Below are 16,534 nucleotides of genomic sequence, written 5' to 3' on the forward strand. Positions count from 1 at the left end.
GCGCCGAGGTAAATTTTCATGGAATTATTAGAAACGTTTCTTAACTTTGACGTGCTCACAAAGTCGGCAGCAATGCTGTTAAAGGGCCTTCAACTAACGATGCTTCTCGGCCTGACGAGCCTTGTAGCATCCTTTGTCAGCGGTTTATTCCTAGTGCTGCTTAGGATGTACGGCCCGAAACCAGTTCGATTTGTAGCCGTGCTCTTCATTGATACTTTCCGAGCCATTCCGCTGCTTGTCCTTTTGGTTTTGATCTATTACGCCCTTCCATTTGTTGGGATCCGTTTGAGCCCCTTCTGGGCAGCCACCTGTGCGCTTACCTTCGTAGCTTCCTCTTACTGCGCCGAGTGCTTCCGGGCAGGCATTGAAGCCGTGGCGCGAGGCCAATTTGAGGCAGCTAACGCACTAGGGTTCGGTTGGGTCGACATGATGAAAGACGTGGTACTGCCACAGGCCCTTCGAATGGTTGTACCACCATCCACGGGCATTGCCATCAGCCTGATCAAGGACACTGCGCTCGCTTCAGTCGTGGCTATGCCTGATCTGCTCAAACAAGCAACACAGGCCCAGGCGTTTTACGCCAACCCCTCCCCTTTGATCGGCGCGGCACTCCTTTACCTGATCGTGCTGCTTCCTCTGGTCAGGATTGTTAGCTCAATTGAACGTCGTCAGCAGCAAGCCGGAAGCAGGTGAGATCATGACTGTGAACAAAAGCAACTCCATCCCTTTCATAACTATTGCCGGTCTGAACAAGCATTACGGCCACTTCCATGCACTCCACGACATTAACCTCACTGTGGAGAAGGGGGAGGTGATCGCACTGATCGGCCCATCAGGCTCCGGTAAATCGACCCTCGTCCGTTGCATCAATCTTTTGGAGCAGTTCCAGGAGGGCAAGATCGTGGTGGACGGCGTCGAAGTTAAGGAAGGCAAGAACCTCTCTAAGGTACGTGCAGAGGTTGGAATGGTCTTCCAGCAATTCAACCTTTTCCCACATATGTCAGCACTGAGAAACGTGGCGATTGCTCCCGTCCGGGTACGCGGGCTCGACTGGAAAGAGGCCGAGAAGAAGGCACAGAGTCTCTTGGAGCGAGTAGGGTTAGGTGAACATATCCATAAGCGCCCCAGTCAGCTGTCTGGTGGACAGCAACAACGAGTAGCCATTGCTCGAGCGTTGGCAATGGAACCGGAGGTGCTTCTCTTTGACGAGCCGACATCAGCGCTCGACCCCGAAATGGTGGGCGAGGTCTTGGATGTCATCCGAGCGGTCGCACAGACCGGCGTGACGATGTTGATCGTCACCCACGAGATGTCATTTGCCCGACAGGTGTCAGATCGGGTCATCTTCATGGAGCAGGGCCGCATTATCGAAGACTCCCCTCCAGAAGATTTTTTCGGCACGTCTCCAAAGTCAGACCGAGCTCGCTCCTTCATTAGCTCGGTTTTGCGCGAACAAAACAGCCCTTTCAATTGCACTCTCGAACTTGCAGTCAACTAACAGGTTTATGACCATGATTCCAAATAGCAATATTCCGACCCATCTCACATCCCGCGACCAAGTGAAACTGCTTGCCGGTTCCGAAATTCGCAAAGTTGCGAACCAGGCAATGGGGCGTTCAGATATTCTCGCCTTTTGGTTCGGCGAGTCCGACCGCCCTACCCCGCAGTTCATTCGCGACGCAGCAATGGCCTCACTTGATAAGGGAGAAACGTTCTACTCGCAGAACCTGGGCCGGCCCTATCTTCGAGAAGCGATCAGCAACTATCTCTCAAATCTGCACGACAAACCAATATCGCCAAATCGGATTGGCGTGGCCGGGTCGGGTGTGGCGGCGATCATGCTCGCAGCGCAACTCATCGTCGACCCACGGAGCCGAATTGTTGCCGTCACTCCACTGTGGCCAAATCTCGTCGAGATTCCAAAAATTCTCGGCGCCGAGGTTGAGCGAGTGCCTCTGGATGTCAAAGACGGTCGCTGGTCACTTGACTTGGACAAGCTGCTGAGTGCGCTCACACCAGACACTCGTATGCTTATGCTGAACTCACCCAACAACCCTACTGGCTGGGTGATCGATCAACCTAGCGTGGACGTCATCCTTGCCCATTGCAGAAAACACGGTATCTGGATTCTGAGTGATGATGTCTACGAGCGCCTGATCTTCGATCCAAGCCAAAGGTCGGCGCCTTCGTTCCTGAAAACAGCCGAGCCTGAGGATCGAATCATCTCAGTCAACAGCTGTTCAAAGGCTTGGACTATGACTGGCTGGCGGGCTGGATGGCTCGTGGTGCCTGCAGACCTGGAAGACGATCTCGCCAAAGTCATCGAGTACAACGGCTCTTGCCTTTTTGAGCCGATTCAACGCGGCGCTTACGCGGCAATTACGGAAGGCGAGTCGGAGATTTCTGCGCTGCGCGCACGCCTACTGGAAACACGTAATGTCCTGATCAATGGTTTGCGAGAACTACCTGGGGTGGAAGTACCAGAAGCCGGAGGTGCGATGTATGTGTTCTTCCGGATCGAGGGCTATGAGGACACTACCAAGCTTGCCAGTCAGCTGGTAAATGAAGTTGGGCTGGGTCTGGCGCCCGGATATGCCTTCGGCCCGGAGGGTAGCGGATGGCTACGTTGGTGCCATGCGTTCGACGTTGAGCGCCTTCAATTGGGCTTGGGTAAGCTTCGTCAGTTCCTATTGCAGAGCAAATAACCCTCCCAACCTTCTCTACTGTCAATTCGTTGCCGTGTTGAGCGGCAACGATTTTGCTTGACGCAATACTCTTTGACGTTTGCCCGCAATCAGTTGAGATGACTAATTCAGCACGCTGCTTGGTAACGAAGAAATTCCGTGATGCCCAAACACTTTACCGGGCGTTTGTTGGAATCGCCCTTCCTACCGCTCGAGAAATCTCCCAGGTACTGCACAGTGTTGCGCACGGCACACACATCCGTCCCCTTAGCCGTCAGTGATTCGAAAATGTAAGTAACGACGCGCCGTAATGAATTGTCGCAGCTTAGTCCTTCATAATTGTTGAAATCATGGAGTCATGCCGGTACTCCTAATGCACCAGTTTCAGCAGGGAACGCACCATGCATTCAAGATTCAGGGTCATCGAAACAACCAGACTGGACGATGGCATCAAGCAATATCGGGTTGTAGATCTCGTCGAGGGAGGCTCTGCTAGCAAGCACGGTGTGTTCAATACCAGGGGCGAGGCTGAGACTGCCTGTTCGATTCTGAATGCCGAGCAACAACGTCGAAATGCTGTAGGTCGTACGTCCCTGAGTCTTTGATCCAGTCCTTTCGGAACTCCAAGCGCCGGGTGTTGTAGGACTGCTTAACCTACAGCGCAGTCATGGATTATTACTATCGCAGGGAAGAGCTCGAAGCTGCTATGGAGCACTTCCAGAAAGCCTTCGACGACGCCAAGTATCGAGCTGGGAAGAACCAATACAAGTTAGTGAACCAATACGTCGAAGTCGCGGCTAAGAATGATGATCGCCGAAGCTTTAAGAAAGGCCTGGAGTGGGCGAAGTACCTCGGAATCAAAATCCGTTGGTTGCGTGACGATGAGCCGACTGAGGAGAAGTTGGACTACGTCTACTTCATGCTGAAAATCGCTCGGTACGACCACAAGATGTAACGAGGTGGCCAACATACCGCGCATCTGCCATTGAACGCTGCCCTTTTGATTGAATGCAGGGCTTGCTGGTATTGCTCGCCTGCCCCCAAATTCATTTATCCTAAAATTCTTTGCCGCGTTGGATGGGTCTATGGATTTGCGAGATCTTTACTATTTCGAGATGGTTGCCGTCTGCGGAAATCTGGTGCGCGCCGCAGAGCGAGTACACAAGACTCAGCCCGCTCTATCGAAAAGTATTCAACGCCTTGAGGGTACGCTCGGCACAGCGCTGTTCAATCGCGAAGGCCGTCGGATGTGCCTTACCCCGGCAGGTGAGTTGTTGCTGCTCCGGGCCCGACATTTGCGTTTAGGTGTGGAAGAGACGCAACGTGAAATTCAGGATTTCGCCAAGGGAACAGCGGGGGTTGTGCGCTTGGGGTGCGGCCCGACAGCTGCTGAGTTTTTACTACCGCGCCTTGTGGCAATACTCCTAGAGTTGGCTCCTGAGCTGACTTTAGATTTGGTAACCGGACAAAACGATCTGCTGGTTAACTCTCTGCGCACCGGCCATCTCGACTTGTTGATAAGTCCATTATCTGCGATCGATTCAGACGTCTTCGAGACTTATGCGTTGCTTGAGGATGAAGTCGTGGTCGTCGCCAGCGCCGACCACCCACTATTCGAGAAGAATGTGTCCTTAGCTGATCTCTGCACCTGGCGCTGGGTCTTGCCGGCTCCTTCAGTGGCAACACGGCGGTGGCTGGACAATACCTTTTTCAACCACCAACTAGAGCTTCCAAAAATCCATATTCAGACTAACTCCTTGAACGTCATGCCACGGCTGATCACTCACACGAAGCTGCTCAGCTTCGTTTCCCGGCACAATCTTGGGCCAGGCCGCACGGGGGTTAATTTGAAAGAGGTTGTCCTGGAGCAAACCACGATGAAACGCAGTTTTGGTTTGGTGCGGCGGCGCGAGGCATACCTTTCTCCCCCTGCGGCGTTTGTCGTTGATCTGCTTCAGCGAGAAGGTGAAGCACTGTTCTCCGCTCAATGATCCTTCTATATATAAATATTATTCATACAAAGATAAAAAACTGGAAATGGATTTATAGGTTCGCCCGTTGAATGATGAAGTCATTCCAACAAAGACAAAGGGCGCACCTCATGCCTCATACCATCCTTGTCACAGCGCCAACACTGGCGCGTGCAGGCCTTGATTTACTGTTATCGCAGGACTGCCGGGTTATTTTCACTCCTTCAGGGCAAGGCCCTGTCGAGATTGCAAGAGTCATGGCAAGCGAACCTATCGATGCGGTGATCTCCCGCACACTGGATTTGAGTGCTGCCGCTATCACCGGTTGCCCGACCTTGAAAGTGATTTCCAAGCATGGTGTCGGTGTCAGTAATATTGATGTCGCGGCTGCTACCCTTCGCCAGATTCCTGTCTATGTCACGCCCGGTGCCAACGCGCAATCGGTCACGGAGATGACGCTCGCTCTAATGTTCTCTGCCGCTCGCCGGGTCAGTTGGATGGATCGGGAAATCCGAGAAGGTCGCTGGTCACGATCTCAGGACGGCCTAGAGCTGAGCGGTCGCACATTGGGCCTTATTGGTTTCGGCCAGGTGGCACGGCGAGTGTCGCGAGCTTGTCAGGCAATAGGCATGTCCGTCGTTGTTTACGACCCTCTCCTCCCCCATGACAGTGATCTGGAAGGTGCAGAGCGAGTCGATTCGCTAACGAGTCTGCTGCCGCGAAGCCAGGTCTTGAGCTTGCATGTCCCCCTCACACCACAAACGCGCAACTTCATTGGCGCGGCACAGTTAGCGATACTGCCAGACAACGCAGTATTGATTAACACCGCGCGCGGAGAAGTGATTGATGAACAGGCGCTGATTCAAGCGCTGACTGAACGCCGTTTGTATGCCGCTGGCTTGGACACCATGGCCATTGAGCCACTTCCTGATAACAGCCCATTGCTGACGCTCGAAAACGTAGTGCTTACCCCTCACGTCGGCGGTTCAACACCTGCTGCGCTTTCGGCCATGGCCTTGGGTGCTGCACGCAACGTATTGGGTTACCTCAACGGTACGCCGGTTTCTCCATACGCCTGCGTTAACCCAAGCGTCTTCAATCACTGATCAGGAGTGCACATGACTACTTCCGCGACTCAAAACTGGCCGACAGGCTATCGTATCAATCCACGCGTCGACGCTCTGAATGCCTCTCTTATCGAAGCGTTTCGTGCAATTCCGGTCGCTGTGGCCGGCGACTGCATGGGACGCAGTATTGGTTCTCGCGGCCTGCGTGTTTATCACGGCGATCTGTCGTTGAAAATGTGCGGGCCGGCCTTCACCTTACGCGTCCGCCCTGGTGACAATCTGATGGTGCACAAAGCATTGATGATGGTTCAACCGGGTGACGTATTGGTCATTGATGGCGGTGGCGACGTGAGCCAGGCGGTCATTGGTGGACTTGTCCGCACCACTGCACTTCGAGTCAAACTCGGTGGCATTGTCATTGATGGTGCGGTGCGCGATCTTGAAGAACTCGCAGAGGGAGTCCTTCCGGTGTTCGCGATCGGTCACACGCATCGGGGCCCGAGTAAGGATGGCCCTGGCGAAATCAATGTGCCAATCGCCTGCGCTGGACTCTGCGTTCTACCGGGCGACCTCGTACTAGGTGATGCCGATGGCGTGATCGCCATTCCTTTCCTGGAAGCTGAAGAGCTGTTGCCAAAGACTTTGGCGCATCTTGAACGCGAAGCATCAATTCGTGAGACCAACAGGCTTGGCACCGCTGATCCTGAACGTTTCGACGCGTTGCTACGTTCAAAAGGCCTTCCAGTCTGAACCCTTTCTAACGTAGATCTCGCGCATTCGTCGTAACGGCGAATGCGGCCTACCTGTACAACTATAAAAAACAGGACGACGACGTGCTCATGATTCTCAGCTGCACCATGCTGGCTAGTTTTATCTATTTCTTGATGAGTAAAAAACTCTCCGCGCTCACAGCGCTGATTCTCATCCCTACCATATTTGCTCTGATTGGCGGTTTCCACGCTGAACTGGGCAAATATGTAATTGATGGCTTACGTCTGGTTGCGCCGAACGGTGTGCTGATGATTTTCGCCATGCTCTACTTCCTGACAATGACCGAAGCCGGAATGTTTGATCCCCTGGTAGCCAAGATCGTTAGAGCGGTGCGTGGTGACCCCGTAAAAATATTCATTGGAACGGTGTTGCTCGCCTTCATCGTCGCACTCGATGGAGACGGGGCAACGATTTACATGATTGTCCTTTCTGCATTCCTGCCCATTTACAAGCGCCTCGGTCTGTCGCTGCCCATGGTTTGCTGCCTGCTATTGCAAGTATCAGGTCTAGGAAACATGGTGCCTTGGGGCGGGCCGACCGCACGCGCGGCCACCGCTATGCATGTCGACGTGGGCGAAATGTTCGTCCCAATGATTCCGGCGATGCTGGCTTGCGTGGTTTGGACATTCGCTCTCGCCTATATGTTTGGACGTCGCGAGAGAGTTCGTCTAGGGGGAGCCATTGACGTCAATGGTGACTTCTCGGAGTTGGGTGATCACCGAGGCGCTGGGGGCTGGCGTTTCTACTTCAACTGGACACTTACAGGCTTGCTGATCCTAGCGTTATGCTTGGAGCTGTTTCCCCTCAGTTACCTGTTTATGGTCGCGGCGTGCCTGGCACTGATCGTCAACTTTCCTAGCCTTAAAGATCAGCAGGATCAGCTGGCTCTTCATGCACCACCGATTCTCGCAGTATCCAGCTTGATCTTTGCTGCTGGTGTTTTCACCGGAGTACTCACCGGCACCGGCATGGCGAATGCGGTCGCAACGGGGTTACTAGAAATCATCCCAGACAGTTTTGGCCCTTTTATGGCCGTGCTGACTGCATTGCTCAGTATTCCAGTGACCTGGTTGGTTTCGAACGATGTGTTCTATTTCGGCATCTTGCCGATTCTCGCGGAAACTGCACAACATCATGGGATCACTGCCATTGAGATGGCTCGTGCCTCCCTGATCGGGCAGCCGGTGCACATTCTCAGCCCGCTGGTGGCCTCGACTTATCTAGTGGTAAGCATGCTCAAGCTCGATTACGCCGAGAATCAGCGTTTTACGCTGAAGTGGTCTGTGGGAAGCTGTCTTATCCTCCTCTCTGTTTCCCTCGCGACTGGGATCTTCCCTTTTTACGTTCGATAAGACCGTTAGGCCAATCCAGCAATGCTGTAAACGCACTCTGCCCGACCGGGGACTTCTGAGCTCAAAGGGCCAGTCACGACAGCAGGCTGTGAAGCTATAGGTTGATTGCCTACGTGGTTGCCGAGGAGAAAAAACAAAGCCCCGGAGGTTCGCGGCTCCAGGGCTTCTATTTTCGCCTCCATCCCTTAATGGTTTGACGAACGTGGTCAGGACATTACCAGCGTCGTTTTGATAATTCACTACGGCTTTGGATAAAAGTGTTCGATCAGCGAAGGATCGGAGAGACGGTTGAAATATGCGCATTCTTTACCGGTCTGGTACTGCCCGAAACAAGGTTTTAGCCGGGCCTCGTTGGCCCGAAGGCGCGAGCAAAAGGAACTCCTGCGAGACGATCACGCAAGTTTTATGGCGCCGCCTTGGATTTCGTCACGCGCCATTCGCAAATCATTGGCGTCCTGGTTAAGCCGGTGAATCATATTGAGCAACCGTTGACGAAGTACCTCGTCTTGGAGCTGCTCTGCTGCACGCATGACATCGAGCGCCGCTGCCTCATTATTTGTTGCCACAGAGTCGAGCAGCTTGCGCATGCTTCTTGATGGTCGATTCATCTCCAGTCCTCTGGGTTTCGGTGGCGCGAATCATATGGCTGGAATGTTTCGTCAGTGTTTCAGCAGCACGATCTGATGTTGAGTCGAAGGTTCTGGCTAATTTGGCGCGCTTAGGAGGGACGGCATTAGGAGCCGATCCGTAGCTAAGCGGCCCGCTCCAGAGCATCCAGCAAACCAAAAAACTCCCGCGAAAGCTTATGCCGAGGGGCCAAGTGGACAATGGGTATCGAAGCCTGGTGCGATTCGCGCATCTTGACGGAACTGCTCAGGTACACCGGCAACACAGGTAAACCTTCGGCCAGCAATTCATTCACCAGCGTTTGGTGCAAGCTGGTATGCCCAGTGAACTGGTTGACTACCACTCCTTCCAATTTAAGTGACTCATTGTGATCAAGGCGTAACTCCTCTACCTGCGCGATGACCCGATTTAGCGCCTGGCGAGAGAAACTGTCGCAATCGAATGGGATCAGCAAACTGTCGGCTGCCACCAGCGCACTGAACGTGTAGAAGTTCAGTGACGGAGGTGTGTCGATATAGATGCGCTCGTAATCCTCGGACAGTTCCACCAGTAGCTTGCGCAGCTTATTGATCTTGTATTTGGACTCGAGTTTTGACTGGAGGTCAGTCAGGTCGGAGCAGGCGGTCACCAAGTGAAGGTTGGTGTAAGAGGTCTCAGTGATGACCACGCGATTCTTTCTGCCCTGGAAGCTGCCAGACAATGTTTGTCTGAAAAAGTCAGCGATACCCGTTGGAATGCGCTCGTTGATTAGACCCGTTAGATACTGAGTCGAGTTTGCTTGTGGATCGAGATCAACCAGCAACGTTCGGTAGCCTTCAGCAGCGCTCACTGCGGCAAGATTGCAGGCGATACTGGATTTTCCAACGCCCCCTTTCTGATTGAACACAACGCGACGCATAGGGTTTTCTCATCCATGAAACATGGCCAAAGGCCGACTGAAGGAAAATGTAAGAAGTCGTGTCAATTCTATGACCGATATATTTCACTTTTACGACAGCGCCCACGTAAACCCGGATCTAGAGGGGTTTTCAGTTTCATTTGTGCTCGCCAGCAACCTATAGATTCCTTATCGTCAGACACGAATCAATTCCTTCAATTGCGGTTTGAAGCTTCTGCCTGAGCGGCGGTAGTTCTGACGCAGTCAATGCATAAGGCCTCCCGGCCATACCGAGAAATGCGGCCAAGGCGAGATCAGAGTGCTTGATCAATGCCACCAAATGTTCACCTCGCGGCCCATTACTTCCAGCCAGCCAATTCTTCACTGTCCGCTCATTTGCGTTCGTCCAACGCATCAGAGTTTTCGTCGCTTGGTGCGTTTCACCGAGCTCCTTGTGAAGAGCTCTAGCGATCTCTGCCGCATACTGTTTTTGGGCCAGAAAAGAATTGCCCGTTTTCGTGAACATTTTTCTCTCCCCGGTCTTCTACCTTCAATAGAACTATTTCGATAAACGCATTAACTGGTCGCGGCCTGGATATCGTCCTCGTGGCCGTGGTTCAGGTTGAGGATGCTGTCGATGCACACACTCATTGGCGCAGGTGATGCTCTCAATGAATCAAGCACGACCTTCGCTGCCGCGTATGTCCGCATGTCTACTGAGCACCAACAGTACTCGACTGAAAATCAGCTCGACGTCATCCGCATTTATGCCGCTGCTCACTCGCTCGAAATCATCAGGGTTTACACGGACGCAGGAAAAAGCGGCCTTCGCCTGGAGGGTCGTGATGCGCTGAAACAACTGTTCTTCGACGTGGAGAACGGTCATGCCGACTTCTCAACGGTTCTTGTCTATGACGTCAGCCGCTGGGGCCGCTTCCAGGATCCCGACGTCAGCGCCAGTTATGAGGTGCGCTGCCGCCAAGCAGGCGTCTCCGTTCAATACTGCGCTGAGCAATTCACCAACGACGGTTCGCCGGTTTCCAACATCGTTAAAAGCGTGAAGCGGATGATGGCCGGTGAGTACAGTCGGGAACTGTCAGTAAAGGTTTTTGCGGGTCAATCACGACTCATTGAATTAGGGTATCGCCAGGGTGGGCCGGCAGGGTTTGGGCTCAGGCGGCAGTTGGTAGATAGTCACGGCTCACCCAAAAATGAGCTGCAGATAGGCGAACACAAAAGCATCCAGACAGACCGAGTGATTCTAGTGCCGGGCCCCCCGGGTGAAGTCGAAATGGTGCAGCACATTTATCGATTGTTCGTCGAGGAAGGTAGAAGCGAACGTGAAATTGCCGATTGGCTGAATGCCCAGGGCGTACTAAACGACCGCGCGAGATCGTGGTCTCGGGGCACTGTGCATCAGGTGCTGATCAACGAAAAATACGTCGGCAATAACGTCTGGAACCATAGTTCCTTCAAGCTAAAACAGACGCGCGTAGAGAATCCGCCCGAAGAGTGGATCCGGGCCGATGGCGCATTCCGACCAATCGTGAATTCGATCTTATTCAAGGCCGCTCAATCGATCATTGAAACGCGCTCCTATCGGATGCCCGATGAGGAAATGCTGCAAGTACTCAAGACCATCTACCAACGGAGCGGTTATCTGTCGGGCCTGGTGATTGATGAGACGGAAGGTTGCCCCTCTAGCAGCGCCTACCAGCATCGGTTCGGAAGCCTGCTTCGCTGTTACTCCCTCATTGGGTACATCCCAGCACGTGACTACCAATACATCGAAGCCAACAAGCGCCTTAGGCAAATGCATCCGCTGCTTCTTGAGCAAACCACGTCGAAGATTGCAGAGGTCGGTGGAAAGGTTTCAGTCGACCCTCGCACTGATCTGATCCTGGTCAATGACGAAGTAACGATCTCTCTAGTGCTTAGTCGATGCCAGGTATCCCCAGTGGGTAGCAAACGGTGGAATATCCGCTTTGATTTCGGATTAAGCCCGGACATCACCCTAGCCGTGCGGATGAAAGAGCAAGAAGAGGCTGCTTTGGACTATTACATTCTGCCAGCTGTCGATATCGAAACTCCACGACTTCGCCTCGCCGAACACAATCACGCCAACCTAGAAATCTACCGGTTCGAAACCTTGGATATTCTTTCTGATCTGTCGCGCCGCAGCGACTACAGGAGGGTGGCATGACGGCGATTCAAACGCACCGAAAAGCCCCATTGCATGTTGCGGAAGAGACCACCGTCCAGCTCATTCCGCTTGAAGACATCCGGGTACTCAACCCGCGAGCACGAAATAAACAAGTATTTGCCAGACTTGTGGAAAACATATCCGCACTTGGTCTCAAGCGCCCGATCACCGTCGCTCCGACGACCATAGGTATTGAACCGTATGAAATTATCTGTGGGCAGGGACGGTTTGAAGCCTTTCAAGCACTGGGGGAGAGAAAAATACCCTGCATTGTCGTAACTGCGAGCGAAGCGGATCGATATCTAATGGGATTGGTTGAAAACCTGGCCCGCCGTAAACACTCAAACCGCGACCTTTTAGCCTCGATTCAACTCCTGTCGGATCGTGGCTATACATCTCAGCAGATAGCTGAAAAAACCTGCTTGGATGCAGGCTACATTTGCGGGATTCTTGTGCTCTTGCGCCAGGGTGAAGAACGTCTGATCGCCGCAGTTGAAAACGGCTGGTTATCCATAAAATTGGCGATGGATATCGCACGATCTTCGGACACAGAATTGCAGCAGGCCATGATCGACGCCTATGAGGGCGGAGTACTGAAAGGCGATCAGTTAATGAGGGTACGCCGGCTCATCGATAAAAGAAAATCGCTCGGCAAACGCTATGGACAACAAGTGCCTAGTAAGGACAAGCCCACACCTCAAAAGCTTCTACACACCTATCAGATCGAAGTACGGCGTCAGAAGGTGATGATTAAGAAGTCAGACATCAATGAACAGCGGCTGCTGATCATCGTAAGCGCTATGCGCAAACTATTGACCGATGACTACTTCAAGACACTGCTTCGTAGCGAAGACATTCCAGACATGCCCAAACCATTGGCTGATCGGATCCTTGGAGAGACGTAGTGATGACTGAGGTCAAACAGGCATTCGAGCAACGTGTCATTGCGATTCCCTTGGAGCGAATTCTCCCCTCGCGCAAGGTGGAGCAACTACTACCAGGAAGTAAAAAGTACGCCAGCATTTTGAGCTCAATAAGGGAGCTAGGTGTCGTTGAACCCCTAGTTGTTCATCCCAAGCCCATCATCGCAGGCGGAGTATCTTCCTTCATGCTTTTGGATGGTCACTTTCGCCTTGAAGCGCTCAAGGAACTGGGGGCAGTGGAGGCGCTATGCCTGATCTCTACTGATGACGAGGGGTTCACCTACAATCGGCAAATCAACCGACTGACTCCGATCCAAGAACATAAAATGATCCTTTCCGCACTGAAGAAAGGTATTGAAGCCTCTCGCATTGCAGCGGTGCTCGGAGTCAATGTCGATAGAGTTCGCGAAAGAGAAAATCTGCTTAAGGGCATAGCGCCAGAGGTGGCTGAGATGCTCAAGGTTCGGATGGTATCGCGGGATGTGTTTCGTGCCCTTCGACTGATGAAACCCATCCGACAAATCGAAACGGTTGAAATGATGATTTCAGCCAACTGCTTTACGCGAAATTATGCGCAAATGGTGTTGGCGGCATCCCGACCGGAGATGCTGGTTGAGCAGAAGAAAAAACCAAGTGATGTCAGCGCGGTCGACATCGCTCGTATGGAGCGAGAAATGGCGAACCTGCAACATGATTACAAGCAGGTCGAAGATACCCTCGGCGAAACGATGCTGGTGTTGGTTGTGGCCAAAGGTTATCTCGTACGACTGCTTCGTAATGATGCCATTGCGAGTTATCTGACTCGCTACTATGCGGAGCTGCTTGAGGAGCTGGTTTCTATTATGGAGGCGGTGACCTCAGATGCCAGGCAGCTTGAACGTGAATAACCCTCGCCTGCTACGCTGTTCTTTCACGGAGGAATGATGATGTCCAATGCAGACCTGCTCCCTTCCCTGCTTTGCAAGATCAACGAAAATCAGCTCGCGCTCGAGGCCGCAATCATGGAGCTCACAAACTGGGTTGAACAGCGCGGATCAGGTGACGTTGCGCAGAACGTTCGAGGAGCACTTGAAGCCATAAGCAGGAACGAAGAGTTCGTCAATTTGACCCTCGCCGTGCTTATGGCACCGGAATAACCAAGCCTCGACTTTGGTGACTTTCCCGAACCTACTCATCTAGCCACCCAACTGCGATAGCCGGGCCCAGGTGCCCGAAAAAGCGATTTCTCCATCTTGAGCTACTGTCTCAACATAGTTCGTCCATAGGTAACCCGAGACAGGAATACCGCATGCTTTATTTTCAGGAAATGCTTGGCATTGCGGTGTTTTCCATAACCGGTGTATTGGCCATCAAAAAAGCCGATGTCGATTTGTTTGGTGCTGTCGTGCTGGGCATCATCACCGCTATTGGTGGAGGCACGATACGGGATCTGCTGCTGGATCTTCCGATCTTCTGGATAGCTGACTTCAATTACATCTGGACTGCATTGTTTGCCGCGCTGGTGGCGTTTTTTCTGACCCAAAGACTGCAACGACGTTACCGCCTGTTGCTCTACCTTGATGGTCTGGCGGCTGCATTGTTCGCATTGGCTGCTACTGAGAAAGTACTGGTACTACACCTCGCCGCGCCTTTGGCAGTAATGATGGGCGTGCTAACCAGCATTGGCGGTGGCATAGCGCGCGATGTCCTGGCCGGGAGAGTTTCACTGCTGATGTCCCGTGACATTTATGCCACGCCATTATTGCTGGGATGTACCCTCTATGTGCTGTTGCGCGATCTGTTCCCGTCGATCTGGATCGCCGGTTGGATTGCCTTGATTTTCACCATCGGCCTAAGGTTTCTAGCTATTTACAAACATCTTCAGATGCCAGCGATTTTCTCTACAAAGCAGGGATAATTCGCCCATGGCTACCGCAAGCTGACATCGCAATCCGTTAAGTTTTTCTCTCTTTCTGCATCCATTGGTGACCGAGAACATTGTCTTCTATCGTCCTCAATGAAAGGGCAGCCCAGCTATGTGCTAACGTTCGCGCGTCATCACTTTAAAGTCATTCGCCGATGTCCATTGCAGACAACCTCCTCGCTTTTACCTTGGCAGCCACCTTACTCACGCTGACGCCCGGCCTCGATACCGCCCTGGTCTTGAGAACTGCAACTGTGGAAGGCAAGCAACAGGCATTTCGCGCTGCCCTGGGTATCAATGCTGGCTGCTTACTGTGGGGCGCTGCTGTCGCCTTTGGTCTGGGTGCCTTGATTGCGGTATCGGAGCTCGCGTACAACCTATTGAAGTATTGCGGTGCCGCTTACCTGGCGTGGCTCGGATTGAACATGTTGCTGCGCCCACGTAGCTCATTGTCGCCCCTTGAAGCAGACGGAAAACCACATGCAAACTGGTTCCTGAAAGGCATGATGGGGAACGTCCTCAATCCCAAGATTGGGATTTTCTACGTGTCCTTTCTCCCGCAGTTTATTCCCCAGGGGCACAACCTGATTGCCTGGACATTCGGTTTGGTCAGCATTCACGTGGTGCTCGGTTTGATCTGGACTTCGACATTGATTGGCGCTACTCAACCACTTGCTGGCGTTCTTCGGCGTGAAAACGTGATCAAGTGGATGGATTGCACCACAGGCTTGATCTTTGTCCTGTTCGCCGCTCGGCTAGCCTTTAGCAAGCGTTGAAAACGGCATCTCCCACTTTGCAGTGATGATCCACCGCGCCTTTTGCCCATTCATGATGATGGCTAGTACAACGGTTAGGCACGGCCATAAGTAATTCACCACACCAAGCTCAATTGCTTGATTACGGCTACTGGAAAATCCTAGAGCGAGTGAAAGGCAAACCTCGTACGCAACAAAAAGAGCACTGCCCAAGACAAGATAGAGTTTAGGTGTCGAGCGAAGTCGAGGTTTCCCCAGTAGGTACACCAGTAAGACTGCGCCCAATGTGTAGATCATCGCTGCGCCGCCCAAAGGGCCGAAGATTTCACTTACGCTCCTGATGAGGCCTGAGGCGGTGCTCCACAAAAAAATCGCCACTAATCCACAAGCCGTGGCGGCGCCCTCACCTCTAATTCGCATCATCCTCTCTCGCTCAAAAAGTCGGCGAGTCTACAGGAATGGGGTATGCCCCAGCCTTGAGATTAAAGTCTCAGAAGTCTGATATTTGTCGCCACGATAATTTTGCCTGGTGAGCTTAAAGCCAGGAACTCAATCACAATTGTCTCTTACAGATTGACAGTTAAACGCTTTTCAACGGCTTTTTCTGCCTCTTCGCAAACCCTAATCTGTGCCCATGTTGAACGACGCCACTCACTTACCTCGAAAGGAATTCATCATGAGCAACGCTACTTACAACCGCCTGAACAAAGACGACGCTGTAGTTCTGCTGGTTGACCACCAGACCGGTCTGATCTCCCTGGTTCAGGACTTCTCACCTAACGAATTCAAAAACAACGTGCTGGCTCTGGCTGACGTGGCAAAGTTCTTCGAACTGCCGACCATTCTCACTACCAGCTTTGAACAAGGCCCCAATGGCCCACTGGTTCCAGAACTCAAGGAGATGTTCCCGGACGCGCCTTACATCGCAAGACCTGGACAGATCAACGCTTGGGACAACGAAGACTTCGTGAAGGCAATCAAGGCGACCGGTCGCAAGCAACTCATCATCGCTGGTGTGGTTACTGATGTTTGTGTGGCGTTCCCGACTTTATCGGCACTGGCTGAGGGGTTTGAGGTATTCGTGGTGACCGACTCTTCCGGCACCTTCAACACCACCGTGCAACAGGCGGCATGGAACCGCATGACACAGGCAGGCGCGCAGATGATGAACTGGTTTTCGGTAGCCTGTGAATTGCAACGCGATTGGCGCTACGACATCGAAGGTTTGGGTAACCTACTTTCACAACGCATTCCGAACTACCGTAACCTGATGAACAGCTACTCGGCGCTGGCTGCGCGCCAAGCGTAAATCTGTCACCGAATGTAGAGCCCGCCTTCGCGGGCTTTTCTTATTGTTGTGGTCGACTTAGCTGCTTTGCAGTTCCGTCATCACCTTAATATG

General features: G+C 52.7%; 18 protein-coding genes. 15 read left to right on the plus strand and 3 right to left on the minus strand.

Annotation, left to right across the window (positions count from 1 at the left end):
* Positions 1–18: 18 nt before the first annotated feature.
* From ACSFE6_RS12620 to ACSFE6_RS12655, 8 genes are all read left to right on the plus strand, one after another.
* Positions 19–693 carry an amino acid ABC transporter permease gene (locus ACSFE6_RS12620; protein WP_435427918.1) on the plus strand — a complete coding sequence of 225 codons (675 nt, stop codon included), beginning with the start codon at positions 19–21 and terminating at the stop codon, positions 691–693.
* 4 nt (positions 694–697) lie between these two features.
* Positions 698–1,498 carry an amino acid ABC transporter ATP-binding protein gene (locus ACSFE6_RS12625; protein WP_435427946.1) on the plus strand — a complete coding sequence of 267 codons (801 nt, stop codon included), beginning with the start codon at positions 698–700 and terminating at the stop codon, positions 1,496–1,498.
* Between the two features lie 13 nt (positions 1,499–1,511).
* Positions 1,512–2,705, plus strand: coding sequence for a pyridoxal phosphate-dependent aminotransferase (locus ACSFE6_RS12630; protein WP_435427919.1), 1,194 nt, complete (start codon positions 1,512–1,514; stop codon positions 2,703–2,705).
* A gap of 646 nt (positions 2,706–3,351) precedes the next feature.
* Entirely contained in the window at positions 3,352–3,639 is a 288-nt protein-coding gene (locus ACSFE6_RS12635; protein ID WP_435427920.1) for a hypothetical protein, read from the plus strand.
* A 130-nt stretch (positions 3,640–3,769) separates the two neighbouring features.
* Entirely contained in the window at positions 3,770–4,675 is a 906-nt protein-coding gene (locus tag ACSFE6_RS12640; protein ID WP_435427921.1) for a LysR family transcriptional regulator, read from the plus strand.
* Positions 4,676–4,785: 110 nt separating this feature from the next.
* Positions 4,786–5,760, plus strand: coding sequence for a hydroxyacid dehydrogenase (locus ACSFE6_RS12645; RefSeq protein WP_435427922.1), 975 nt, complete (start codon positions 4,786–4,788; stop codon positions 5,758–5,760).
* A gap of 12 nt (positions 5,761–5,772) precedes the next feature.
* Positions 5,773–6,471 (plus strand): RraA family protein, encoded by a 699-nt coding sequence (locus tag ACSFE6_RS12650; protein WP_435427923.1) that lies wholly within the window; start codon positions 5,773–5,775, stop codon positions 6,469–6,471.
* A gap of 83 nt (positions 6,472–6,554) precedes the next feature.
* Complete coding sequence (locus tag ACSFE6_RS12655) at positions 6,555–7,844, plus strand: CitMHS family transporter (RefSeq protein WP_435427924.1); 1,290 nt, start codon at positions 6,555–6,557, stop codon at positions 7,842–7,844.
* 392 nt (positions 7,845–8,236) lie between these two features.
* Here ACSFE6_RS12655 and ACSFE6_RS12660 read toward each other — a convergent pair whose 3' ends face one another.
* The 3 genes from ACSFE6_RS12660 to ACSFE6_RS12670 all read right to left on the minus strand — a co-directional run bounded on the left by ACSFE6_RS12660 (position 8,237) and on the right by ACSFE6_RS12670 (position 9,874).
* Positions 8,237–8,452 (minus strand): hypothetical protein, encoded by a 216-nt coding sequence (locus tag ACSFE6_RS12660; RefSeq protein ID WP_435427925.1) that lies wholly within the window; start codon positions 8,450–8,452, stop codon positions 8,237–8,239.
* Positions 8,453–8,595: 143 nt separating this feature from the next.
* Complete coding sequence (locus tag ACSFE6_RS12665) at positions 8,596–9,369, minus strand: ParA family protein (protein ID WP_435427926.1); 774 nt, start codon at positions 9,367–9,369, stop codon at positions 8,596–8,598.
* 157 nt (positions 9,370–9,526) lie between these two features.
* Complete coding sequence (locus ACSFE6_RS12670; RefSeq protein ID WP_435427927.1) at positions 9,527–9,874, minus strand: hypothetical protein; 348 nt, start codon at positions 9,872–9,874, stop codon at positions 9,527–9,529.
* Positions 9,875–9,985: 111 nt separating this feature from the next.
* Between ACSFE6_RS12670 and ACSFE6_RS12675 the strand changes: the two genes are divergently transcribed.
* The 7 genes from ACSFE6_RS12675 to ycaC all read left to right on the plus strand — a co-directional run bounded on the left by ACSFE6_RS12675 (position 9,986) and on the right by ycaC (position 16,441).
* The gene (locus tag ACSFE6_RS12675; protein ID WP_435427928.1) at positions 9,986–11,551 is read left to right on the plus strand and encodes a recombinase family protein; all 1,566 of its coding nucleotides are present in this window, start codon (positions 9,986–9,988) and stop codon (positions 11,549–11,551) included.
* Positions 11,548–12,456, plus strand: a complete 909-nt coding sequence (locus ACSFE6_RS12680; RefSeq protein WP_435427929.1) for a ParB/RepB/Spo0J family partition protein — start codon at positions 11,548–11,550, stop codon at positions 12,454–12,456. Before ACSFE6_RS12675 ends, ACSFE6_RS12680 begins: the two co-directional genes overlap by 4 nt.
* Before the next feature lie 2 nt (positions 12,457–12,458).
* A complete protein-coding gene (locus ACSFE6_RS12685; protein WP_435427930.1) occupies positions 12,459–13,361 on the plus strand; it encodes a plasmid partitioning protein RepB C-terminal domain-containing protein in 903 nt (300 codons plus the stop codon).
* Between the two features lie 39 nt (positions 13,362–13,400).
* Positions 13,401–13,610, plus strand: a complete 210-nt coding sequence (locus tag ACSFE6_RS12690) for a hypothetical protein (protein WP_435427931.1) — start codon at positions 13,401–13,403, stop codon at positions 13,608–13,610.
* Between the two features lie 152 nt (positions 13,611–13,762).
* Positions 13,763–14,371, plus strand: a complete 609-nt coding sequence (locus ACSFE6_RS12695; RefSeq protein ID WP_435427932.1) for a trimeric intracellular cation channel family protein — start codon at positions 13,763–13,765, stop codon at positions 14,369–14,371.
* Positions 14,372–14,532: 161 nt separating this feature from the next.
* Positions 14,533–15,153, plus strand: a complete 621-nt coding sequence (locus ACSFE6_RS12700; protein WP_435427933.1) for a LysE family translocator — start codon at positions 14,533–14,535, stop codon at positions 15,151–15,153.
* A gap of 655 nt (positions 15,154–15,808) precedes the next feature.
* A complete protein-coding gene (ycaC, locus tag ACSFE6_RS12705) occupies positions 15,809–16,441 on the plus strand; it encodes an isochorismate family cysteine hydrolase YcaC (protein WP_435427934.1) in 633 nt (210 codons plus the stop codon).
* The last annotated feature ends 93 nt before the right edge of the window (positions 16,442–16,534 follow it).

The organism is Pseudomonas baetica, assembly GCF_051216495.1.
GTDB classification, from domain to species: Bacteria; Pseudomonadota; Gammaproteobacteria; order Pseudomonadales; family Pseudomonadaceae; genus Aquipseudomonas; species Aquipseudomonas baetica_B.